The 22,723-nt window shown below is 64.4% G+C and carries 22 protein-coding genes; 9 read left to right on the plus strand and 13 right to left on the minus strand.

The annotated features are described in order from the left end of the window. Window positions 1-23: 23 nt before the first annotated feature. The gene (locus tag M1L61_RS06775) at window positions 24-842 is read right to left on the minus strand and encodes a DUF72 domain-containing protein (RefSeq protein WP_126559942.1); all 819 of its coding nucleotides are present in this window, start codon (window positions 840-842) and stop codon (window positions 24-26) included. Beyond that, complete coding sequence (locus tag M1L61_RS06780) at window positions 839-1,282, minus strand: VOC family protein (RefSeq protein WP_248854483.1); 444 nt, start codon at window positions 1,280-1,282, stop codon at window positions 839-841. Before M1L61_RS06780 ends, M1L61_RS06775 begins: the two co-directional genes overlap by 4 nt. A 110-nt stretch (window positions 1,283-1,392) precedes the next feature. Between M1L61_RS06780 and M1L61_RS06785 the strand changes: the two genes are divergently transcribed. Then, on the plus strand, window positions 1,393-2,952 hold the full coding sequence (locus tag M1L61_RS06785) for a serine hydrolase (protein ID WP_057503243.1): 1,560 nt from the start codon (window positions 1,393-1,395) through the stop codon (window positions 2,950-2,952). Between the two features lie 174 nt (window positions 2,953-3,126). Beyond that, a complete protein-coding gene (smrA, locus tag M1L61_RS06790; protein ID WP_248854484.1) occupies window positions 3,127-4,959 on the plus strand; it encodes a multidrug efflux ABC transporter SmrA in 1,833 nt (610 codons plus the stop codon). Between the two features lie 39 nt (window positions 4,960-4,998). Here smrA and M1L61_RS06795 read toward each other — a convergent pair whose 3' ends face one another. The 4 genes from M1L61_RS06795 to M1L61_RS06810 form a co-directional block, all read right to left on the minus strand. After that, on the minus strand, window positions 4,999-6,075 hold the full coding sequence (locus tag M1L61_RS06795; RefSeq protein ID WP_248854485.1) for a TraB/GumN family protein: 1,077 nt from the start codon (window positions 6,073-6,075) through the stop codon (window positions 4,999-5,001). A gap of 2 nt (window positions 6,076-6,077) precedes the next feature. Then, window positions 6,078-7,055 carry a hypothetical protein gene (locus tag M1L61_RS06800; RefSeq protein ID WP_197601183.1) on the minus strand — a complete coding sequence of 326 codons (978 nt, stop codon included), beginning with the start codon at window positions 7,053-7,055 and terminating at the stop codon, window positions 6,078-6,080. Beyond that, a complete protein-coding gene (locus tag M1L61_RS06805) occupies window positions 7,033-7,755 on the minus strand; it encodes a hypothetical protein (protein WP_248854486.1) in 723 nt (240 codons plus the stop codon). Before M1L61_RS06805 ends, M1L61_RS06800 begins: the two co-directional genes overlap by 23 nt. A 68-nt stretch (window positions 7,756-7,823) precedes the next feature. Further along, on the minus strand, window positions 7,824-7,994 hold the full coding sequence (locus tag M1L61_RS06810; RefSeq protein ID WP_157999904.1) for a hypothetical protein: 171 nt from the start codon (window positions 7,992-7,994) through the stop codon (window positions 7,824-7,826). 601 nt (window positions 7,995-8,595) lie between these two features. Between M1L61_RS06810 and agp the strand changes: the two genes are divergently transcribed. Beyond that, window positions 8,596-9,765: a bifunctional glucose-1-phosphatase/inositol phosphatase gene (gene agp, locus M1L61_RS06815; RefSeq protein WP_248854769.1), complete on the plus strand. Its 1,170-nt coding sequence runs from the start codon at window positions 8,596-8,598 to the stop codon at window positions 9,763-9,765. Between the two features lie 495 nt (window positions 9,766-10,260). Here the strand turns inward: agp and M1L61_RS06820 are convergent, their stop codons facing one another. Next, the gene (locus M1L61_RS06820; RefSeq protein WP_126559932.1) at window positions 10,261-12,069 is read right to left on the minus strand and encodes a DUF885 domain-containing protein; all 1,809 of its coding nucleotides are present in this window, start codon (window positions 12,067-12,069) and stop codon (window positions 10,261-10,263) included. Window positions 12,070-12,181: 112 nt separating this feature from the next. Here M1L61_RS06820 and M1L61_RS06825 point away from each other — a divergent pair, with 112 nt between their 5' ends. Further along, on the plus strand, window positions 12,182-12,538 hold the full coding sequence (locus M1L61_RS06825; protein ID WP_019337620.1) for a GFA family protein: 357 nt from the start codon (window positions 12,182-12,184) through the stop codon (window positions 12,536-12,538). A 5-nt stretch (window positions 12,539-12,543) separates the two neighbouring features. Next, a complete protein-coding gene (locus M1L61_RS06830) occupies window positions 12,544-13,350 on the plus strand; it encodes a DUF4349 domain-containing protein (RefSeq protein WP_248854770.1) in 807 nt (268 codons plus the stop codon). A gap of 31 nt (window positions 13,351-13,381) precedes the next feature. On the opposite strand, the gene M1L61_RS06835 is transcribed toward M1L61_RS06830, so the two are convergent. Beyond that, window positions 13,382-13,675, minus strand: coding sequence for a hypothetical protein (locus tag M1L61_RS06835; RefSeq protein ID WP_005415831.1), 294 nt, complete (start codon window positions 13,673-13,675; stop codon window positions 13,382-13,384). 68 nt (window positions 13,676-13,743) lie between these two features. Then, window positions 13,744-14,688: a LysR substrate-binding domain-containing protein gene (locus M1L61_RS06840; protein ID WP_010486365.1), complete on the minus strand. Its 945-nt coding sequence runs from the start codon at window positions 14,686-14,688 to the stop codon at window positions 13,744-13,746. 115 nt (window positions 14,689-14,803) lie between these two features. Between M1L61_RS06840 and M1L61_RS06845 the strand changes: the two genes are divergently transcribed. Further along, window positions 14,804-15,676, plus strand: coding sequence for a DMT family transporter (locus tag M1L61_RS06845; protein WP_099560113.1), 873 nt, complete (start codon window positions 14,804-14,806; stop codon window positions 15,674-15,676). Between the two features lie 585 nt (window positions 15,677-16,261). Here M1L61_RS06845 and M1L61_RS06850 read toward each other — a convergent pair. Beyond that, the gene (locus tag M1L61_RS06850) at window positions 16,262-17,164 is read right to left on the minus strand and encodes a peptidylprolyl isomerase (protein ID WP_248854487.1); all 903 of its coding nucleotides are present in this window, start codon (window positions 17,162-17,164) and stop codon (window positions 16,262-16,264) included. 136 nt (window positions 17,165-17,300) lie between these two features. Between M1L61_RS06850 and M1L61_RS06855 the strand changes: the two genes are divergently transcribed. Then, complete coding sequence (locus tag M1L61_RS06855) at window positions 17,301-17,666, plus strand: PadR family transcriptional regulator (RefSeq protein WP_049411468.1); 366 nt, start codon at window positions 17,301-17,303, stop codon at window positions 17,664-17,666. Continuing rightward, window positions 17,663-18,652 (plus strand): sensor domain-containing protein, encoded by a 990-nt coding sequence (locus tag M1L61_RS06860; RefSeq protein WP_248854488.1) that lies wholly within the window; start codon window positions 17,663-17,665, stop codon window positions 18,650-18,652. The genes M1L61_RS06855 and M1L61_RS06860 overlap by 4 nt, the downstream gene beginning before the upstream one ends. Window positions 18,653-18,800: 148 nt before the next feature. On the opposite strand, the gene phaZ is transcribed toward M1L61_RS06860, so the two are convergent. Further along, window positions 18,801-20,108: a polyhydroxyalkanoate depolymerase gene (gene phaZ / locus M1L61_RS06865; protein WP_043396483.1), complete on the minus strand. Its 1,308-nt coding sequence runs from the start codon at window positions 20,106-20,108 to the stop codon at window positions 18,801-18,803. Between the two features lie 93 nt (window positions 20,109-20,201). Continuing rightward, on the minus strand, window positions 20,202-20,792 hold the full coding sequence (locus tag M1L61_RS06870) for a class I SAM-dependent methyltransferase (RefSeq protein WP_071305495.1): 591 nt from the start codon (window positions 20,790-20,792) through the stop codon (window positions 20,202-20,204). Window positions 20,793-20,941: 149 nt separating this feature from the next. Between M1L61_RS06870 and M1L61_RS06875 the strand changes: the two genes are divergently transcribed. Then, window positions 20,942-21,397, plus strand: a complete 456-nt coding sequence (locus M1L61_RS06875) for a CopD family protein (protein ID WP_019337631.1) — start codon at window positions 20,942-20,944, stop codon at window positions 21,395-21,397. A gap of 313 nt (window positions 21,398-21,710) precedes the next feature. Here the strand turns inward: M1L61_RS06875 and M1L61_RS06880 are convergent, their stop codons facing one another. After that, the gene (locus tag M1L61_RS06880) at window positions 21,711-22,670 is read right to left on the minus strand and encodes an acetyl-CoA carboxylase carboxyltransferase subunit alpha (protein WP_043396479.1); all 960 of its coding nucleotides are present in this window, start codon (window positions 22,668-22,670) and stop codon (window positions 21,711-21,713) included. Window positions 22,671-22,723 lie beyond the last annotated feature (53 nt).

Here is a 22,723-nt window from a genome sequence, read left to right on the forward strand (position 1 = left end):
GAGGCAAGGCGAACGTCGCAGCGCTACCCGCGTGTGGAATGACTGCTCTGGTCAACCTGCCGCTGCAGCGCCATCGCTGCCGCCGGGTTGCGCGCCTTGCCTGCGCCGATGCACAGGAGGTAGACCTCGCGCGGGCTTTCAGGGGCGGGCCCTGCGAGGCAGGGCAGGTCGTCCACCGGCTCTCCGCGCGACCAGCGGCGTGCGCGTTCGGCCCAGCGCTGCTGCACGGATGCTGGCAGGCCCGCGTTCAAGCGGGCCTGGCTGCGCTTGATCCGCGCGTAGACGAAGCCGGCACTGACATCGCCACGCAATGGCGCCTCGTCGCTGTCCTCGATCACCACGGCCACGCCATGCGCGCGTGCGGCGGTAACCAGTGCCGGGCCATGCGCCTCGGCATTGCGGACTTCCAGGGCGTGCTGCAGCGGCACGCCGCCCAGCTGCTTGGGCAGCTGCGCCATCAGCCGTTCCAGCGCTTCGGCGTCGGCCGGATGCCGCGGATCGAACTGCCACAGCAGGGGGCCCAGCCGGTCGCCGAGTGCGAGTGCGGCCTGCAGGAAGGGCGCGGCTGCCTCCACCGTGCTGGACAGGTCGCGGCGCTGCACCAGGTAGCGTGGTGCCTTCATCGAAAACCGGAAGCCTTCCGGCGTCTGCGCGGCCCACTGCGCGCACTGTGCTGCGGTGGGCGTGCGGTAGAAGGTGCCGTTGATTTCGATGCAGCGCAGGGCCCGGCTGGCATGGGCCAGTTCTTCACGCTGCGGCAGGCCCACGGGGTAGAAAACGCCGCCGCGCCATTCGGGAAACACCCAGCCGCCGATGCCGCAGCGGATCGCTGCGGCGGTCACTGGTCGTGGTCCGCGCGCCACGGATCGTAGCTGCCGAACCACCACAGGTAGCCTTCCGGATCGGCGCAGGCATAGCCACGGCCGCCGTAGTCCTGGTCGGCGATGTCGATGACGATGCAGGCGCCTGCGGCCTTGGCCCGGGCGTAATGGGCGTCGGCATCGGTGACGATCACGCAGGCACTCTGGGTCTGGCGGCCGCCCACCTCGTCCGGCATCGCGGCATGCTGGCTCCAGGCGCTTTCCTTGTCGGCCGAGCCGAGCATGATCATGCCGCTGCCGAAGGTCAGCGGCGCATGGAACACCGTATCGCCATCGGCGTAGACAGCTTGGGCATGGAAGCCGAAGGCGCGCTGCAGCCAGTCGATGGCGGCCTGCGCGTCGCGATAGCGCAGGCACGGAATGATGGTGGAGCCGTTGCTCGGTTGGCCGTTCCCGCCCATGACACCCCTCCTATGGCACAGGGCAGGGTGCGCCGCAGAACGTTACCATCCCGCGAAACCCCGGTGACGGCCTGCACATGGCCGCCACCCCTGTTCGGAGATCGTGCTGGATGAAACCCTGGATTGGAGGAGCCGTGCTGCTGGCGTGCACGACCATGGCGAGTGCTGCCACCCCGGCGCAGCTGCAGGACCTGGATGCGACCGTCGAGCGCGTGCGCGCGCAGTTCGACGTGCCCGGCATTGCCGTGGCCGTGGTCAAGGATGGCGAGGTGGTGCTGGAGCGCGGCTGGGGCGTGCGCGAGCAGGGCAAGCCGGAACCGGTGCAGGCCGATACGCTGTTCGCCATTGCTTCCAACACCAAGGCGTTCACCGCCACCTCGCTGAACCTGTTGGCCGAGGACGGCAAGCTGAAGATGGACGACAAGGTGATCGACCACCTGCCGTCGTTCCGCATGTCCGACCCGTTCGTGACCGGGCAGATGACGATCCGTGACCTGCTGTCCCACCGCAGTGGCCTGAGCCTGGGCGCTGGTGACCTGCTGTTCTGGCCGACCACGTCCTACAGCAATGCCGAAGTGGTGGAGCGGTTGGGCAGAGTGCCGCTGAAGGGCGGTTTCCGCGAAAGCTATGCCTACGACAACATCCTGTACGCGGTCGCCCAGCAGGTGATCGAGCATGTCTCTGGCATGAGTTACCAGCAGTTCCTGCAGACCCGCATCTTCGACAAGGTGGGCATGGCCGGCACGCGCTACAACGCCGATCACCTGAAGCCCGGCGACAAGGCCGCGGTCGGCCACGCCAAGTACGATTTCAAGGACCTGCGCACCGTTGCGCCGCTGACCTGGTCGAACAACGCCGGCGCCGGTGGCATCTATTCCAGCGCGCATGACATGGCGCGCTGGATGAAGGTGCAGCTGGCCGAAGGCAAACTGGCCGATGGCACGCCGCTGTTCAGTGAAAAGAGCCAGCAGCAGATGTGGCGGATGATCACCCCGCAGTCGATCCCGGCGCCGAGCGTGCCGGAGCTGGCACCGGCGCGAGCCAATTTCGCCGGCTATGGCGAAGGCTGGAGCCTGAGCGATTACCGTGGGCAGAAGCTGGTCTGGCACACCGGTGGCTGGCCGGGCATGGTCTCGCGGCTGACCCTGGTGCCGGGCGAGAAGCTGGGCGTGGTGGTGCTGACCAACCAGGAAGTGGGCGCGGCGTTCAATGCGATCACCCTGAGCGTGCTCGATGCCTATCTGGGCGGCGGGAAGCACGACTGGGTGGACGCCTATGCCAAGGCCGTGGCCAAGGGCCAGGACAAGGCCGACGAAGCCTGGGCCAAGCACCAGAGCGCGCGCGACAAGGGCAGCAAGCCGTCGCTGGCACTGGCCGGCTACACCGGCACCTTCCGTGACCGCTGGTATGGCGACATGCAGATCAGTGCCGAGGGCAAGGGCCTGCGCCTGCGCTTCATGAAGACCGCGCAGCTGAGCGGGCGCCTGGAGCACTGGCAGCACGACACCTTCATCGTGCGCTGGGACGACCGTTCGCTCAACGCCGACGCGTTCGTGAACTTCAGCCTGGACCCGGACGGCAAGGTACGCGAGGTGCGCATGCAGTCGATCTCCGACCTGACCGATTTCAGCTTCGATTTCCAGGACCTGCTGTTCACCCCGGCAACGTAACCCGATGCGGCCCACATGATCGGTAGCGCCGGGCCATGCCCGGCGAGCGCGCAGCGCGGTTGCAGGGGGAATCGCCGGGCATGGCCCGGCGCTACCAGAACCGGGGCATCATCGGCTGGCGTACACATCCGGCGTGGGATATACTTCGCCGCTTGCAAGAGGCGAGGGAATGCAATGTTCCGTTGGTTTGAATCCCTGATTCCGGTGTTCCCGCCCGTGGACGGGCGCATGCCGCCGCGCAAGGTGCTGCCGTTCTACCTGCACTACCTGCGCCCGGTGTGGCCAGTGCTGCTGGCGACCCTGATCGCCGGCCTGCTGCTGGCGCTGGTGGAAGTGGCGATGTTCGATTACCTGGGCCGCATCGTCGACATGGTCGCCGAGCAGCCGGGTGCCGGCTTCTTCAAGCGCCACGCCAATGAACTGGGCTGGATGCTGTTCATCACGGTCATCGCGCGGCCGATCCTGGTCGGCCTGCACAACCTGCTGGTGAACCAGGCGATCGTGCCCGGCCTGAGCAACCGCTCGCGCTGGCTGATGCACAACTATGTGGTGCGGCAGAGCCTGAGCTTCTTCCAGAACGACTTTGCTGGCAGCGTGGCCAACCGGGTGATGCAGACCGGTACCTCGTTGCGCGAGTCGGCGGTGCAGATGGTCGATTCGCTCTGGTACATCGTGGTCTACACCGGCACCGCGCTGTACCTGTTCGCGCAGGCCGACTGGCGGCTGATGCTGCCGCTGATCCTGTGGCTGCTGGCCTACGTGGTGATCCTGGTCTACTTCGTGCCGCGCGCGAAGGAACGGGCATGGATCGCCTCGGAAGCACGTTCGAAGGCAATGGGCCGCATTGTCGATGGCTACACCAACATTCCCACGCTGAAGCTGTTCGCCCATGGCGGGCGTGAGCAGGCCTACGTGGCCGAGTCGATCCGGGAGCTGGCGGTCAAGCACCGCGCACAGACCCGCATCACCACCGGCATGGACCTGACCATCGCCATCGTCAACGGCTTCCTGATTGCCGGTACCTGCGGTCTCGCGCTGTGGCTGTGGAATGGCGGCCACATCACCGTCGGCGCGATCACCCTGGCCACCGGCCTGGTGATCCGCATCCACAACATGTCCGGCTGGATCATGTGGACCATCAACGGCATCTTCGAGGACATCGGCACGGTGCAGGATGGCATCACCACCATCGCCCAGCCGCTGACCGTGCAGGACCGCGAGGATGCGGTGCCGCTGCAGGTGACCCGAGGCGGCGTGCATTTCCAGGACATCCACTTCCATTACGGTAAAAAGGGCGGCGTGATTGCCGGCCTGGACCTGGTGGTGAAGCCGGGCGAGAAGATCGGCCTGGTCGGTCCGTCCGGCGCCGGCAAGTCGACCCTGGTCAACGTACTGCTGCGCCTGTACGACCTGGAAAGCGGCCGCATCCTGATCGACGATCAGGACATTGCCTACGTTACGCAGGAAAGCCTGCGCCAGCAGATCGGCGTGGTTACCCAGGACACCTCGCTGCTGCATCGCTCGATCCGCGACAACCTGCTGTACGGCCGCCCGGATGCGACTGATGAGCAGCTGCGTGCAGCCGTAGCCAAAGCACGTGCCGAAGCCTTCATCGATACGCTGGTGGACGGGCAGGGGCGTCGTGGCTACGACGCACACGTCGGCGAGCGTGGCGTGAAGCTGTCCGGTGGCCAGCGCCAGCGCATCGCCATTGCCCGCGTGCTGCTGAAGGATGCACCGATCCTGGTGCTGGACGAAGCGACTTCGGCGCTGGATTCGGAAGTGGAAGCAGCGATCCAGGACAGCCTGGACCAGTTGATGGGAGGCAAGACGGTGATCGCCATCGCGCACCGGCTGTCGACCATCGCGCGCATGGACCGGCTGGTGGTGATGGACCAGGGCCGCATCGTCGAGACCGGCTCCCATGCCGAGCTGATTGCTGCCGGTGGCCTGTATGCGCGCTTGTGGGCGCGGCAGACCGGTGGCTTTGTGGCTGCCGATCAGTGACTTCGATGTGACCGCGTTGCAAGGTGCCAAGTTACATCGTCACCCGTCCGGATGATTTGAGGTTTCACTTGCTCCGATGTTTGGAGGTCGCGGCTGATCGCCAAAGAACACCCTGGCATCGGGGATGTATCCCTCGTCCACGAGTACCGCGGCCATGCCTCTTGAATGCAGAAGATCATCCAAGGGCAGAGTGGTGAAAACCGTACTGTGCCGCGAAGTAGTTGAGCGGAGCACTGCAACCCAGTGAGTTCGTCTCTGGATATCAAGGTCAATATTCATCGTAGTGGCGATCGCGTCGTTGGTCAGACGAGCCCAGCACCGGGAGGGCGATGGAGGGGCATGCAGGAGCGCGCCCGATTCAATATCTCCCTCTGCCCACGCATGACCTAGCTCATCTAGGTTATCGAGCCAGCGCCGCAGGCTTGATGTGGCATCCGAGAAGCATTTGCGGTCTTTCACGGAGTCAATGTGAAAATTCTGGATAGTTTCCCTGCCCCCTCTCACCCGCATCGGGAAGCGGGCGTTGATCATCGGGATCCCATGATCGCGGGCCATGCGGTCAATGGCTCGAGAAAGTGGCTCACCGGCTCGGGCTCCACTGAATTGCAGTGCAGCATCATGAATTTTCCAAGCCGCGTACATTGGGCGCATCCTCTCAATGCTCGCGTCATGCAGGCCATAGAGAATCTTGAGATCGCTCAATCGCGTGTACTCTTCTTCGGTGAGCTCGTCACGAAGCGTTCTTCTACCTGAAAGGAACTTGAGCTTGCGGATGGCGGGCCACAGAATGAGGCTGCGAAATACCCCGCCATCGTGCTCCACGGTCACGCCCGGAGGGCTCAGAATTGCATCAGACGTCGAGATTGCTGCTTCAACGCTGCGAGTATCGATGGATAGGCTCTTTCTTAGGGGTTGAATCGTGCCCAGTACAAGCAGCGTTGAAGAGCCTTTTCTGAACTGCCAGATGCGCGGGCCGGGGGCTGAGTGGACCGCGTGGATCGCAGGAAGATGAGTTGCATCGGCATTCTCTTGATCCGTTGCGTATCCATTGATGGGCGCCATCGCCATCAGGGCGATGGCCGCCAAGGTAATGGAAGGAGAATGAAATCTATCCATGTTCAATCCAGGCATGCCGTATAACGCGTGTGTGGCTTGGTTCGCGGGTCATTGGAGAACATGTGCCAAGCTTCATCGATTGTTTCGGGGTGGAACATCGGGAACTTGGAGGATTTCATGAAGTGTTGCCTGATGTACTGCCAATAGATGGCCTGAGGTCCCATTGCACGCTCAAGGAAACGATAGACTTCAGCCATCGTCCAGTAGTCAGCTACTTCAGATGGAAGCGATGCTCGCGTCTGTATAGGCTCGATGGCATCTCCGAAAGTAATAGTTGCTCGAAGATCCCGGTCAACGACGGAGATGGCTGGCAATATGCAACTTCCGGTTTTGCGCGCCATTGCGGCGGTTCCCAGCATGATGTCCAAGGGGCGCCCCAAAAATGGAATGCAATAGGTTTCTTCGCGAAAGCGGTGGACATCGGGCATCATGATGACTGCAGCTCTATTTTTCAGTGCGCGAAGCGCTATGCCTATCCCTCTGGCATTCGAGTGGATGATGCTCGCGCGGCATCCGGCGTGATTGAAGAGCCGGTGGTACAGGTCGTCGAACAATTCGTTGCCTGCATGGTTCTTTGGGTCGCCATAGAAGATGTAGATGTCACGCAGATGGCGAATGTGCTCCATTAGACGGACCGCAGACAGGATATAGTGGCCGTGATGCGGCAGTGCGATCACAACTCCCCTGTCGGCAGGGAGCTTTCCATCGATTGAGGAGTAGTCGGAACGGTCGATGCTGTGGACCGCCTCCAACAGTGACGGGCGGCAAAGGTCAGCCAACTGGGAGCTGATGGAGGCTTTCGATTGATACCAGCTGTAGTAGGAATCCATATCGAGTCCGCTGACTTCGCATGCGGAGAGGATGGCTTTCCTTTCCCTATCGGAAAGGGTCAATCCAAGCTGTTGCTCTGTCTGGACGCTGTGCCGAAAGGTGGCCTCCGGGGCAGGCTGACGACTCTCATGTGCTTGACTTTCGTGCATCCTGGACCTCCTTTGCTGGCTGCGATGCGCGGTAGAGGTTCTTGAGTTGTCCATGGAGCCAATCGAAATGCTTGGGATTGAAGTCAGGATGCTTCCAGTACATGTGCATCAGAGCTGAGTGAAAGACACGCTGACGGAATCTGCTCTCGGCTAGCCGTGTAGCAGGCCATCGCTTTGTCTGAACTGGTTGCGCGAGCCAGTCTCCTCCAAGCTTCTGGTTGGAATCCAGATGGTTCGAAATAGTGCGCAGAACGGAAGTGATGGGTGAGCAGGGTGGCAATGTGATCGTGCCATCGCATGTGCCTGTCATGATTTGAAATTCGTGGATGCTGTTGAGGACTCCTTCCACCAAAGGCAGGTAGCGCTGCTGCCCGTGGTGGGACGTCAAGACAGGAGCGTCAAGGCTGGATGTAAGCTGGTCACTGAACACGATAATGGTGTGAATTCCCGCATCACCCTCCAGTTTGCGAAGCGCGTCGGATGGCGTTGTCGAGTAAGCGGGATCTGTGCCAATTATCTCGGTGATCAATCCCCTTCTGCGGAGTTCGATAGCGCGATTAATATTGGATCGAGTCGTCGCGGCAATGATTGCGGTCGATGATGATGTGTCGTTTGGTAAGGGGAATGTACCATCGCATCGCATGCGGCTTTGTTCTGGGCTTTGTGCTATTCGGCTCATGCCGTCATGACTGCGAGTCATCGTGATTCTGATCCTGTTTGATAGTGTTGATGACACGCATCCACGCCGCGTGCCATCAACGGAGTCTGTCAGCGCTCTTCATAATTGTTCGATCCGCAGCAGTCACTGCTGAATGCGGCTACTTTGATTTCGTCCGCCTCGGTTTCAAACACTGCGTCGAGGGATCTTGCATTTGCGCTGGATGATTTCATCCATGCGGCGACGGCGTTTGGATCTGAAATGGTTGCGGATGCGTGCATGACGTATTTCCTTTTATAGGTGTGTGTTGATGACCAGGGCACATCCCTTGGTCGGCATCAAGAATGCGCCGTCCGTATGGCTACTTGCTGTCAGTGGTAGCGGGTTCGTTGCGTAGGACTTCTCTTCTAATTTCTGCATCAGTCTCGTAGTCGAGCAAGCTGCTCTGCGCGTTGTGTCCGTGGCTTGTTCTGATGCGTGGAGCTTCTCTTGAATGTCGGGGCCGGGGATGTAGCGCAGGGCGGCGTCGAGATCCTGGATCGGTTCGGCGCTCGCGTGTATCAATCAGACGAGGACGTGACTCAGGGAGCATCCTCGAGTGGGAGGCGATCACTGGATATCTCACGACTGGATGCGTTTGCATCGCGTGTCGGGGAGGTCATGGGTTGACGGTGCTACCATCCCCATTCGGTAGCTCGGAGAACGGTCTGTTCACCGTTTGGCATTGCCGTGCCGACCGTTGATCAGCAGACATGGGCTCGAGACTCTATCTGCACTATAGGAGCAGTGATGCAGGTTCAATCGTGCTCAAAGACTCGGATGCACTTCCGTATCTTTCGTTGCCTATCGCTGGTGACGAGCCTTGTGACCGCTGTTCCAGCCATGGCGGACAATGGCGAGGTGAGCGGAACACGTGAGGGCTCACTTGAGCAGGTCATCCTGCTCAGCCGCCACAACCTGCGCGCGCCGGTGGTGGCGTCGGGCGCGCTGGCCAATGCCACTCCGGAGCGCTGGCCAGGCTGGGACGTGGGCGCAGGCGAGCTCACCACCAAGGGCGGCGTGCTGGAGGTCTACATGGGCCGTTACATGGGCCAGTGGCTGCGTCAGGCGCAGCTGTTGCCGGCCTCGGGTTGCCCGCAGCTGGCTGACTTCCACGCCCATGCCAACAGCCTGCAGCGCACCCAGGCCACCGCGCAGTTCTTCGTTGCCGGTGCCTTCCCGGGCTGTCATGTCGCGGTCGAGCAGCGCATGGCGCTGGGCACGATGGATCCGTTGTTCAATCCGGTGATCCATAACAGAGACACGGTCTTCCGCGAGCACGCGCTGTCGGCAATGCAGCGAGCGTTGGCCGCATCGGAACTGGCACCGGCACTGTCCGTGGTGGAGCAGATCACCCGCTACCCGCAGTCGGCGGCCTGTGCGGGGCACAGCGAATGCCATCTGATGCTGGCCGACACGACCTTCAATGCGGAACCGGGCAAGGAACCACGCGCGTCCGGTTCGCTGGCCCTGGCCAGCGGGTTGGTCGATGCCTTGTTGATGGAGCACTACCAGGGCAGTGGCATCCCGCGCGAAGGTTGGGGCCGGTTGACCACCGAGGCGCAATGGCAGGCGCTGGCGCAGATCCGCAACCGCTACCAGGACATCCTGTTCGGAACGCCCGAAGTGGCGCGCGATGTGGCCGCCCCGCTGCTGGCAAGAGTGAATGCGTTGTTCGAGGACCCGGCATCGCCAAAGGTGAGCCTGCTGGTCGGCCACGATTCCAACATCGGTTCGGTGCTGGTGGCGTTGGGAATCACGGACTACAGCCTGCCGGGGCAGTACGAGAAGACGCCGATCGGCGGCCTGCTGCAGTTCGAGCGCTGGCGTGATCGTGGGGCCGGTGAAGTGCGTTACCGGTTGGTGTATGTCTATCCCACGCGCGAGCAGCTACGTGGTGCGATCCCGTTGACCGACGCACAGCCGCCGGGCCGGGCGGAGCTGATGCTGCCGGGCTGCGCGCAGTCGGGTTGCAGTGAAGCGCAGTTCAACAACCTGTTGCATTCACCTTGAATCCGGGATGGATGGTGGCGTCGCAGTGTGATGAGACGGAAGCAGCTTCGCGCCCCTTATGCTCGGATTCGAGTAGTCTCCAGCAATCAACCAAGCGATCCCGGTGAATCATGAACATCACGGACTTTCTTGTAATGGACGGCGATGGAGATGAAATATGGGCCGACCCCCATGGCAGCAACATTGCCTTTACGTGTTTTGATTGTGGATATCCGGTGGTGGCTGATGCCTCGGAGAACCAACGTGGGAGCGATGAGGATTGTCCCGCTGCCTGCCGCGGGTGTGGTGTGGAGTACTTCCTCGATTTGAGACTGGACTCGAGGAAGCTGTATATCCACATCGTCTGATTGAGTGGCGGCAGAAGCGGTGCGAACCAAGGTTCGCACCCACCAGGATGGCAGTTCGCACCGCCAGGATGGCAGTTTGCAACCGCCAGAACAGAAAACGGCCCGGGTTTTTCCCCGGGCCGTTTTCATTCAGCTCACACCGGCGCGATCACTCGATCGGCTGGTCCAGCATCAGCTGGCGGGCGAAACGCACCGGCGGTGCGCCGTAGGACAGCATCTGGTCGTGGTAGGCCTTGAGGTTGAACTTGTCGCCCAGCTTGTCCTGCATCGCCTTGCGGGTGTCGAAGTGTTCCTGCGCACCGACAAAGTAGGTCGGTAGCTGCGCCGAGGTCAGCTGTGCACGCACCCACTTGCCCGCTGCCTCGCTCTCCTGCTGGAACGCATCGTGGGTCATCAGGTGCATCGCCTTCTCGCGATCCCAGTTGTCCACGTGCACGCCCTGGTCGAGGATCGCGTTGGAGATCGTGCGCAGGTAGAACTTCAGCTGCACCAGGTGGAACAGCGGGTCGTTGTTGAGGTAGCCCTGCTCCTGCATCATGCGCTCGGTGTAGACCGCCCAGCCCTCGGCGAACAGGCCTGAACGCAGTACCGCACGCAGGGTGGAGGGGAACTTGGCCGAATGCCAGCCTTCCAGGTAATGGCCCGGGGTGCCTTCGTGGATGCTCAGCAGGTGGATCATGCGCGAGTTGTACTCACGCAGGAACGAGTCGACCTGCTTGTCGTTCCAGTCGTCCGGAATCGGCGACACGGCGTAGAAGGTCTTCAGGTTCTTGTCCAGCGGGCCCGGTGAATCGCAGTAGGCCACGGCCACGCCGCGCTGGAATTCCGGCATCAGGATGATGTCCACCGGCGCATCGGGCAGCGTCATCAGGTCGTGCTCGCGCACGAACGCGGTGGACTGCTCCAGTGCGGCCTTGGCATCGTCGACCACCTTGTCGCGTGCCGGCTTGTCGGCGTAGGCCAGTTCCAGCGCGGCCTCGATCGCCTTCTGCTGCTGCTCGTCGGTCGGCTGCGCCGGCATTTCCGGCGCACCCGGCTTGTCCTTCAGCACGGTCTGCGCGATGCCGTACATGTCTTCGCGCACGCGCTTGAGTTCGGCACGTGCACGCTCACCGATCTCCTGGCGCGACAGCGACGAGCTCAGCGCGAACTTCAGCTTCTGGTCGTACTTTTCCGCACCGATGCGGAAATCGCCCTTTGCGTTCGGCACCAGGGTCTTGTCCAGCCAGGTCTGCTGCTCGTCCACCGCCTTCTTCAGGCCGTCGATGGCCGCCTGCAGTCGCTGCTGGTCGGCCTGCGGCAGTTCACCGATGTGCGGCGTGATGAAGGTATCGACGATGCTGAGGATGCCCTTGTTCTGCTTGGCCACGGTCTCGGCATGGATCTTCGGCACGCGGGCCGGATCCAGGTTCTCGCGGGCCTGGGCGAAGATCGCCGGCAGCTTTTCCATGCGCGCGGTGGCCGACTTCAGGCGCTCCGGCAGCGGCGCGAATTCACGCGCCATCAAGCCGTAGATCGCGCTGCCGGCGATGCCGTTGTACAGCTGCGGGTCCCACTTGCCGGACTGCAGCACTTCGGCGTTCCAGATTTCCGACTGCAGCTGGTTGCGCAGGATCGCCGCGTCCACCTGGTTCTCGCGGCCCAGCTTGGCTACCTCGATCTTGTCCAGTTCGCCCAGCAGCGCCTTGTACGCCGCCACGGTCTTCTGCTGGCCGGCGGCGCTCAGGTCGTCCAGTTCGCTGTCGTAGCGGTGGTCGCCGATCTGGGTGGCGCTGACCGGCGACAGCTGCATCCAGGTGTCCAGGGCGCGCTTGGACAGATCGGCGAAGGCGGCATCGACCGCCGCGTCACCGGCCTGCTGGCTGGTGGCCGGGGTGGAAGCGTTGGTCGGGGCGTCGGCCGGCTGGCAACCGGCGAGGGCGGCGACCAGGGCGAGGGCAAGAAGATGCGGGCGCATCGGCGTTCCTGTACAGGGTCAAACCCCGAGCATAGGGCCCCGGGGCTGCTTTGTCCCCGTGCCATAGGATTACCATGGGCGCAGACACGGACCCTCCAGCGGAGCGCAGGACATGGAATACCAGGGAAGCTGCCATTGCGGCAGGATCGCATTCACCGTACAGGCCGAGGCGCCGATCAGCGACGTCATCGACTGCAACTGCTCGATGTGCCGCCGCCGCGGCAGCCTGCTGTGGTTTGCCCCGCGCGAGGCGTTCCAGTTGGCCACCGATCCGGCGGACGTGGCCACCTATCATTTCAACAAGGCCCACATCGACCATCACCATTGCCGTGAGTGCGGTGTCGCGCCCTACAGCGAAGCGGTCGACCCGCGCACCGGCACGCCGATGGTGGCGGTGAACGTGCGCTGCGTGCCGCAGGTGGATCTGGGCACGCTGGCGGTGACTTCCTATGACGGAGCTGCACTGTGAGGCCGATGCGCGCGTGGACGCGCGTGGCGGCGATGCCGGTGCTGCTGCTTGCATTGGCAGCCTGCGCCAAACACGGCGATGCAGCGGCCGATGCGGGCGCCAGTGCCGCCGAAGCTGCCGTCGCTTCACCGGAAGGCGCATTCCTCGCCTACGAACACGACGTGCAGGTGCAGCTGGAAGCGGCGCAGATCGCACCCCGCATCCAGCAGGTGGCGCAGGCCTGCCAGAGCGCGAAGTTCGGCGATTGTGCGGTGCTGCAGGTCGACCAGCGCAGTGGCGAGCAGCCCAGCGGCGAGGTCAAGGTACGTATCGCGCCGAAGGGCACTGAGCCCTTGATCGCGTTGGCCGGTGAGGGGGGCACGCTGCAGTCGCGCAAGACGCGCGCCGAGGACCTCGCTCAGGCGGTGGCCGATACGGCACTGACCAAGGCACGGCTGGAGAAGGAGCACGCGCGGCTGCTGTCCTACCAGGACCGCAAGGACCTGAAGATCGAGGACCTGATGGCGATCACCACGCGCCTGTCCGAGATCGAAGCCGGCGTCGAACAGGCCAACAAGGATTCAGCGCAGCAACGCCGGCGCATCGATACCCAGCTGGTGACGATCCATTTCGACACCACCTCGGGCCAACGCAGCCGCAGCGAAATCGGTGAGGCGCTGAGCGAGTCGGGCAGCATCCTCAGCACCAGCGTGGCGTTCCTGATCCGCGCGGTTGCCGCGCTGCTGCCGGTGGCGGTGCTGGCCTTGATCGCGGCCTGGGGTGTGCGGGCGTGGTGGCGTCGCCGTCGTCGCAAGCTACCCCCCAACCTCTGAGGTGAAGGCTGATGCCGGTAGCCTGCCGGCATCAGCCCTCGTCGGTCTCGTACTCGACGAACACATCCAGTTCCAGGGCCAGCTCCTGCACCGCATCGCGCACCTTCTGCGCGGTGCTTTCATTGCCGACTTCCACTTCCAGCTCGTGGATGCCCGGGCCGATGTCATCGGACAGCCCGGCCGAACTGGAATCGTCGTCGTCCATGTGCGGCATCAGGTCGTCGGTTTCCTCGACATGTTCGATGCCGTCCAGGCCGAGCAGCAGGTCGCTAATGGCGCGGGCGTCGTCTTCGGTTCCGGTGATGCGCAGTCGCAGCATGGCCATGGCATAGGTACGTTGTGGGTTCGCCAGCAGCCTAGCCAGCGTGAAGCAAAGAGCGGGTGAGGGCGCAGTCAGGCGCGTGTGGCCGGGCGCCCGAGCAGGCTGTCCGGCAATGCCGGAATCGGCGTGCGTTCGTCCTGCGCCTGCTCCAGCAACCAGTCGATGAACAGGCGCGCGGTGGGGCTGGGTGGTTGTCCTTCGGCATGCACCACGTGATACGCATAGCGCGCCTTGAGCGCCGGGCCGGGCAGGCGCACCACCTCGTAGCGCTGCAGGTAGGGTTGAGCGATGTGGGTGCGCGCCAGCACCGCACCCATGCCGTATACCGCTGCACGCATCGCATCGGTGCTGTCGGCGAAGGTGTGCATCGGCGGCAGCGGCGACGGTGGGCGCACGCCGGCGTGACGGAACCAGTCGCGCCAACCCTGCGGTGACAGGTCGGTCAGCAGTGGCAGCTCGGCGATGCGGGCCGGATCGTCCAGCGTTTCGACCCCGGCCAGCGCGGGTGAGGCCACCGGGAACAGGTAGTCGTCCATCAGATGCTGCGCACGCAGGCCCGGCCATTGGCCCAGGCCGTAGCGGATGCCGACCTCGGGCCCATTGTCGTCGTAGCGATCCAGGCCGCTGCCGGTGTGCAGCTCGATGCGGATGTGCGGATAGGCCTGGGTGAAGCGTGGCAGTCGAGGCAGCAGCCAGCAGTAGGAAAGCGAGCGCAGCGTGGTGATCCGCAGCGGCACGCTGTCGGCATCCGGCTGCAGATGATGGGCGACCGCCGCGACATCCGTGAAGGCGGCGCTGGCGGCGTCGGCCAACTGCCGGCCCTCCGCGGTCAGGCGCACGCCGCGGGCATGGCGCAGGAACAGCCGGGTCTCCAGTACCTCTTCCAGGCGCCGCACATGGTGGCTGACCGCGCTGGCCGTCAGGTGCAGTTCCTGCGCGGCCTGGGCGAAGTTCTGATGGCGCGCCGCGACCGCGAAGACGGCCAGTGCGGGGAGCAGGGAAGGGCGTAGCTGCACGGCGAGCCTCAAGCCATATTTGTGGCTGGCAGCGATACTACGCGCTTGTGCGGCGGGCGTCTGCACCCGATCCTGTCTGCCTTGGCGAGAAACAGACGATGGACGGAGGCAGGGTATGAATGCGGTCCCACAGGCGGTCGAGCGCGACTGGCGCACGCCGCTCGAATTGACCCTGCTGGGCGCCATCTGGGGCTGCTCGTTCCTGTTCATGCGGGTGGCGGTTCCGTCGTTCGGCCCGTTCGCGCTGGTCGAGGTGCGGCTGGTGCTGGGCGCGCTGGTGCTGCTGCCGTTCCTGTGGCGCGCCCGCGCGCAGTTCCCGCCGCGTCGTTGGCTGTGGCTGGCACCGATCGGCCTGATCAATTCGGCGCTGCCGTTCGTGCTGTTCGCCTATGCTGCCGAGCAGGCGCCGGCGGCGATCGGCGCGATCTGCAATGCGATGACCGTGCTGTTCGCCGCGCTGATCGCCTTCCTGTTCTTCGGCGAGAAGATTGGCATGCGCCGCGCCGGCGCCTTGCTGGTTGGTTTCGCCGGCGTGGTGGTGCTGGCCACCGCCAAGGTATCCGGCCTGAGTATTGGTACCGCAGTGATCGCCGGCGCTGCGGCGTCGTTGCTGTACGGGCTGGGCGTGAACCTGGTGAAGCGGCACATGACCGGCCTGCCATCGGCCGCGGCGGCGGCAGCCACGCTGTCGTGTGCCTCGCTGTGGATGCTGCCGATGGCGGTGACGCACTGGCCACAGGCCGCCATTCCGCTGAAGGCCTGGGGTGCAGCGATCGCCTTGGGCGTGGCCTGCACCGGCCTGGCATTCCTGATGTTCTATCGCCTGATTGGCCGCATTGGCCCGTCACGCGCGTCGACGGTGACGTACCTGATTCCGCTATTCGGCGCGGCGTTTGCGTGGTTGTTCCTGGGCGAGGCGGTGACGGTACAGATGTTGGTGGCGGGGGCGTTGATTCTGGGTAGTGTGGCGGTGAGTCAGAAGGGCTGAGGCGTTTTTGCACATGTTTGCACATGGCACGTGCTGAAGGTGCTTCACTGTTCATGGGCGTTACTTTTCTTTTCGCGCGAAAAGAAAAGTAACCAAAAGAAACGCGCCGCCAGGTCGCGAGCCGCCGTGCTTCGCACGTCGGTCCCCTGCGCTTCTCGGTGAATCAGGGGACGGTGCCGAACTCGCTGCGCTCAGACATCGGCACCTCTTCGCCCCTGATTCCCCTGCGATGCTCGGCTCGCTCAAGGCGGATTCAAGATCAGGGGCAGAAGCGGTCGCTTCGCTCGCCGGGCCTGGCCCGGCGCTACCCAATATCGTCGTGCAGCTGTGGCCTTTGATCTGGATCCGCCTTGAGCGAGCCGAGCACCGCAGGTCCGGCGAGGGCGAAGAGGCGCGGGTGTCTGAGCGCAGCGAGTTCCCGCGCCGTCCCTCGACGGGCCGAGGAGCGCAGGGCACCGGTGCGCAGCACCGGCTCGCGGCCGGCGGAACGTTTCTTTTGGTTACTTTTCTTTGCGTACAAAGAAAAGTAACGCCCATGAACAGTGAAGCACCTTCAGCACGCGCCACGTGCAGGAAGCCAGGCTCCTACCGCACCGGCACCGGAATATTGCAGAGATCGATATGTCCCGCCGGACGCTTGTAGAAATCATCCACGCGATTGCGTCGCGCCTCTACCGTATCGGCGAAGGTCTTCGAATCGGTGCGCAGCACCTGGATCGGCGTGCGCTCTGCCGCCGGCACGTCGCTGGCACGGCGGATCGACACGATCGGCGTACGCAGCTTCGGGTCGGTGTAGAAGCCCATCGGCGCCGGTCCGCGCGGCGTTGCGCTGAGCAGCTCCATGCCCTTCAGCACGCGACCAACCAGCGTGATGTTGCGGTCGAGCTGGCGCGGTGACTGGCCGGTCACCACATAGAGTTCGGCGCCGATGCTGCTGTCTTCCTCGTTGCTGCGGCCGGCACCGAGCATCCCGTAGCAGTGCGCCAGCCAGGCCTTGCCGGCCTGCGGATCCTGGCCGACCGGGAAGCCGTCGACGAAACCGGTCTGCGCGGCCCAGCCATCGCGGTCCGGCAGCACGCTGACCTTCAGGCCGGCGCTGGCGCGCTCGAACTCGGCCGGCAGCTTGCGCGCGGCACTGCCGAACGGCTTGGCCTTGGCTGCGTCATCGGCGTCGGCATCGCCGAACTGCACCACGAAGTTGTCCTGCGAACGGTAGATGCTGGTGCCGTCCCAGAAGTGCTCATGCGCGAAGGTCTGGATGTTGGCCACGTGCCGCGGGGCGAACTGCGGCGCCAGCTCGATGATCACCCGCCCCGCCGGCAGGTCCATGTACAGCAGGTTGGCCGGGTCCGGCGTGCGCCAGTCGCTGGCCGCCGAGGCGTCGAGGATCTGCTGCGGGCTACGGTACGGGGCGGCAGCGCTGGCCAGCGAGGGCAGCAGGCAGGCCAGGGCGAGGGCGGTCAGTGCAAGGCGACGGCGGTGCGGCATGGGAACCCCGGAACATGAACGAGGGTTCGATTCTGCGTGAGCCGCGCAGCCGCGCCAACCGGCACGATGACTAACGACACATTCGCTATACCGAACTTCGCACTACTGTGGACTTCAACGTAGTGGAGGGCAGGTCATGGTCGAAGACGATGTCCACCTGAAGAAGTTCCAGAAGGAGCTCAGCGCCGGAACGGTGTCGCTGGCCCTGCTGGCGGTGCTGGCCCGGGCCGGGGAGCCGCTGTACGGCTACCTCATTGCCAAGGAGCTGGAGCGGGTGGGCGAGGGCGTGCTGAGCGGCAAGCAGAGCGCGCTGTACCCGGTGCTGCGCAACCTGGAGGGCGCCGGGCTGCTGGAAAGCCATGTGGAGCCATCCAGCAGTGGTCCGCCCCGGCGCTACTACCGCATCAATGAACGTGGCCGCGACGTGCTGGCGCAGTGGCGCCAGGCCTGGCAGGCCACCCGTGATTCCGTCGATTCCGTGTTGGAGGGGGTACCGCAATGAACGACCCGAGCCTGGCAGGCCGCGCCCTGCCGACCACCATCCCGCAGTATCTGGCGCAGCTGCGCGCGGCGCTGGAAGATGCCGATCCGGCGATGGTGCAGGACGCGTTGTACGACGCCGAGGAATACCTGCGCTCGGAGCTGGCGGCGCAGCCCGGCCGCAGCGAGGCAGAGGTGATCGCCGACGTGGCCGGCAGCTACGGTGCGCCGGACGAAGTGGCCGAGATCTACCGCGAGACCGAAGTGACGGTGAACCGCGCGCTGCGCACGCCGCGTGCGGATACCGGGCCGGTGCTGCGTGCGGCGGCGGAAGCCAGCGGCGTCGAGCCGGCCTCACCGCCGCCGGCGCCGGTGCAGCGTTCGCTGCTGGCGCGCTTCTTCGGCGTGGTCGCCGATCCGCATACCTACGGCGCGCTGTTCTACATGCTGCTGTCGCTGGCTACCGGCATCTTCTTCTTCACCTGGGTGGTGACCGGCCTGTCGCTGTCGCTGGGCCTGCTGATCCTGATCGTGGGCATTCCGCTGACCGTGCTGTTCTTCGGCTCGGTGCGCGGGCTGGCGCTGCTGGAAGGACGGCTGGTGGAAGCGCTGCTGGGAGAACGCATGCCGCGCCGTCCGCGTTACACCGATCGCAGCCGCACCTGGCTGCAGCGCATCGGCGACATGTTCACCGATGGCCGCACCTGGCTGACCCTGCTGTACTTCGTGTTGATGCTGCCGCTGGGCGTCATCTACTTCACCATCGCGGTGACGCTGCTGTCGCTGTCGCTGAGCCTGATCTGGGCGCCGGTCGCGGCGATCTTCAGTGGCGAGATTCCGGGCGTGTACATCAACGACGTGAACGTGCTGCCGATGGCGGCCTCGCCGCTGGTAGCAATCGCGGTTGCCGCGGCGGGCGCGCTGCTGCTGCTGCTGACGATGCACCTGGCACGCGGCATCGGCAAGCTGCATGGGCTGATCGCGAAGAACCTGCTGGTGCGGTTGTAAGCGGGAATCCACGCTTCGGCAGGTGCCAACCTTGGTTGGCATCACCATCAACGTCGGGATGTTTGACGGGCTCCGCGCTGGTAGGTGCCAACCAAGGTTGGCATCTACCAGGGCGTACCGACCAAGGTCGGCACCCAGCACGGGGGAATTACCCCGCCTTTCGCCGCAACGGGGTGACGTTGCTCTTCTTCTTCGTGACCTTCGCCGCCGGTGCTTCGGCATGCGCGGCGAAGAAGTCGCGCACCTTCGGGTACACCACCTCGCGCCAGCGACGGCCGCTGAAGATGCCGTAGTGGCCGGCACCTTCGACGATGAAATGCTCACGGCGGTCCGCAGTGATGCCGGTGCACAGCGCCTGCGCGGCTTCGGTCTGGCCGAGGCCGGCGATATCGTCCAGCTCGCCCTCGATGCTCAGCAGCGCGGTATCGCGGATCGCCGACGGATCGACCTTCTCGCCGTTGACCACCCACTCGCCACGCGGCAGCAGGAAGTCCTGGAACACCACGGAAATCGTATCCAGGTAGTACTTGGCCGGCATGTCCAGCACGGCGTTGTACTCGTCGTAGAAACGACGGTGCGCGTCGGCATCTTCCAGGTCGCCCTTGACCAGATCGGTGTAGAAATCCCAGTGCGAGCTGAAATGGCGGCTCGGGTTCATCGACAGGAAGCCGGCGTGCTGCAGGAAGCCCGGGTACACGCGACGGCCGGCGCCGGGGTAGCTGGCAGGCACGGTGTGGATGACGTTGTTCTCGAACCACGACAACGGGTTCTGCGTGGCCAGGTTGTTCACTGCGGTGGGGCTGCAGCGCGCATCGATCGGACCGCCCATCATCACCAGCGAGCGCGGCGTGGGCTCGCCACGGCTGGCCATCAGCGAAACCGCGGCGAGCACCGGTACGGTCGGCTGGCACACGCTGATCACGTGCAGGCGTTCGACGCCGAGGTGGCGGATGAATTCCTGGATGTAGGCGATGTAGTCGTCCAGGCCGAACTCGCCTTCGCTGGACGGCACCATGCGCGCGTCGACCCAGTCGGTGACGTACACGCGGTGGTCGCGCAGCAGCGTGCGCACGGTGTCGCGCAGCAGGGTGGCGTGGTGGCCGGACAACGGCGCAACGACCAGCACGAATGGCTGGTTGAGCATGGTATGCAGCTGGTCGGCTTCATTGCTGTGGCGCTTGAAGCGCAGCAGTTTGCAGAACGGCTTGCTCACTTCCTCGTGCACCACGATCGGCACGCGCTCGCCGTCGACCTCGATTTCGTTGATGCCCCATTCGGGCTTCTCGTAATCCTTGCCGATGCGATGGAAGAGTTCATTGACCGCCGCCAGGCGATCAGCGCCCGGCATCTGCGACCACCAGTGACCCTGGTTGGCGAAGAATCTGGCGTTGGCCTGGGCCTGATGCACCCAGGGGGCGAGCAGGTTGCGGGTCAGTTCGTGCAGTTGATAGAGCATGACGACCGAATATGTATGGTCATATGTTGCCGTGCAGCATATCCCATCCCGGTGTCCCGCAGGTTAAGTTGACTGAAAATAATGAATCCGGATTCACATCCGTTCCAGCGCGGCCGCATCGCCTGCCAGGGCGGGGCCGAGCCAGCAGTGCGACCCAACCGGCAGCAGGCCGTGCCGGGCCAGCGTGCGGCGGTACCAGCGCGCCGGGCGGGCCTGGAAGCCCTCGTGGTCGCCTTCGAACGCGTCCTCGGCGGCGAAGGTCTCCAGGAAGGCCACGCCGCCGGTCAGCTCGGCCACGCCGGCCAGGCCGGCGCGCAGCTCGCGGTCGGGCACATAGTGCATCACGTCCGAACACACCAGCAGGTCGACCGGGGCGCAGGGCCGCAGCCAGGCGAAGTCGCCGAAGGCGGCCAGGTTCAGGTTGCGGGTGCGGCCGTAGCGGCGCACAGCGTACTCGCTGCTGTCGAAGCCCAGGTATTCGACCTTCGGACGGAGCTTCAACAGCGGTGCGCGCCAGGCGCCTTCGCCGCAGCCGATGTCCAGCACGCTGCGGATCGGTCGTTCCAGGTAGTACTCGGCGCTGGCCACGGCCAGGGCGACCTTGCGCGCCAGGCGGGCGCTGCCGCCGATGTCGGCACGGCGGTACCAGCGTTGGAAGTAGGCGGCGTCGTAGGTCTTGTCCATGGGGCGGTGCGCGATCGGGGAAAACGGCGCCTATCGTACGGTGTTGCGGCGCGCCATGCGTCGATGTGTCGCGGCGGCGGTGCGTGGGGCGCGGTGGTCACCGCGTGCGAGAATGGCCGCCCATCTACGCCAGCCGCTGGAGCGAGCGCATGCAGAGCTACTACTGGGTGAAGACCTTCCACATCGTGTTCGTGGTGGCGTGGATGGCCACGGTGTTCTACCTGCCGCGCATCCTGGTGAACCTGGCCGAGACCGCAGGCCAGCAGGCCGTGACCGAGCGCCTGCAGCTGATGGGCCTGCGCCTGTACCGCTTCGGCCACTCGATGTTCGGCCTGGCATTCCTGCTCGGCCTGGTGCTGTGGCTGGGTTACAAGGTCATCCCGGATTTCCCGACCATGGTCGCGCCCGGTGGTGCCGGTTGGCTGCATGCCAAGCTGGGGCTGGTGGTGGTGCTGCTGGTGTACTTCAGCTGGATCGGCCGCCTGTTGAAGGGCGTGGCCAAGGGCAGGGCGTTGCCGTCGTCGCGCGCGCTGCGCTGGATCAACGAGATCCCGCTGCTGGCCTTCATTCCGATCGTGTGGCTGGTGCTGGCCAAGCCGTTCTGACAGTCTGTTATCCGTAGAGCCATGCTTGGCTCTACGGGTTCGCGTGATTCTTCGCCAAAGCAGAGGCATCCACGCATGGCGTGGATCTACTGGGTGCAGCTGTGGCTTTTGATGCTCAGGTCCGCCGTGAGCGAGCCGAGCATCGCAGGTGAAACAGGGGCGAAGAGGCGCCGATGTCTGAGCGCAGCGAGTTCGGCGCCGCCCCCTGATTCACCGAGAAGCGCAGGGAACCGGTGCATAGCACCGGCTCGCGTTCGGCGGCGTGTTCTTTGGTTACTTTCTTGCACGAGCAAGAAAGTAACAAGCCGATGAATCAGGCCGCTTCGTACGTGCCGTAGCTGCGCAGGCGGGTGTAGCGCTGTTCCAGCAGCTGTTCGGTGGACAGCTTGTCCAGCGCGTCCAGTTCGTTCAGCAGCACGGCCTTCAGGCGCTTGGCCATCTGGGTCGGGTTGCGGTGGGCGCCGCCGGTGGGCTCGCGCACGACCTTGTCGACCAGGCCCAGGCTCTTCAGGCGCGGCGCGGTCAGGCCCAGCTGCTCGGCGGCTTCCTTGGCCTTGCCGGCGTCCTTCCACAGGATCGAGGCGCAGCCTTCCGGCGTGATGGTCGAGTACACCGCGTATTCCAGCATCACGGTGCGGTCGCCCACGCCCAGCGCCAGCGCGCCGCCGGAGCCGCCTTCACCGATCACGGTGCAGATGATCGGCACCTTCAGTTCGGCCATCTCGATCAGGTTGCGTGCGATCGCTTCGGACTGGCCGCGCGATTCGGCGTCGATGCCCGGCCAGGCGCCAGCGGTGTCGATCAGGGTCAGCACCGGCAGGCCGAAGCGCTCGGCCATCTTCATCAGGCGCAGGGCCTTGCGGTAGCCCTCCGGCTTGGGCATGCCGAAGTTGCGCTTGATCTTTTCCTTGGTGTCGCGGCCCTTCTGGTGGCCGATCACCATCACGGAACGGCCATTGATGCGGGCCAGGCCGCCCATGATGGCCTTGTCGTCGGCGAAGGCGCGGTCACCGGCCAGCTCCTGGAACTCATCGAACATGACGCGGATGTAGTCGGCGGTATACGGGCGCGACGGGTGACGGGCCAGCTGCAGCACCTGCCACGAGGTCAGGTTGCGGAAGATCTGCGCGGTGCGCATGCGCAGCTTGTCCTGCAGCGCGTGCACTTCCGCCTCGACATTGACCGCCGGCCCGGCACTGGCGTTGCGCAGTTCCTGGATCTTGGCTTCCAGGTCGGCGATGGGTTGCTCGAAGTCGAGGTAGTTCGGATTCATCGGAAGCCGTCGTGTAAAGAAGAGGGGAATTCTAGCCGAATGCGTGCAAACCA

This window comes from Stenotrophomonas sp. NY11291, assembly GCF_023277365.1.
Classification (GTDB): domain Bacteria; phylum Pseudomonadota; class Gammaproteobacteria; order Xanthomonadales; family Xanthomonadaceae; genus Stenotrophomonas; species Stenotrophomonas geniculata.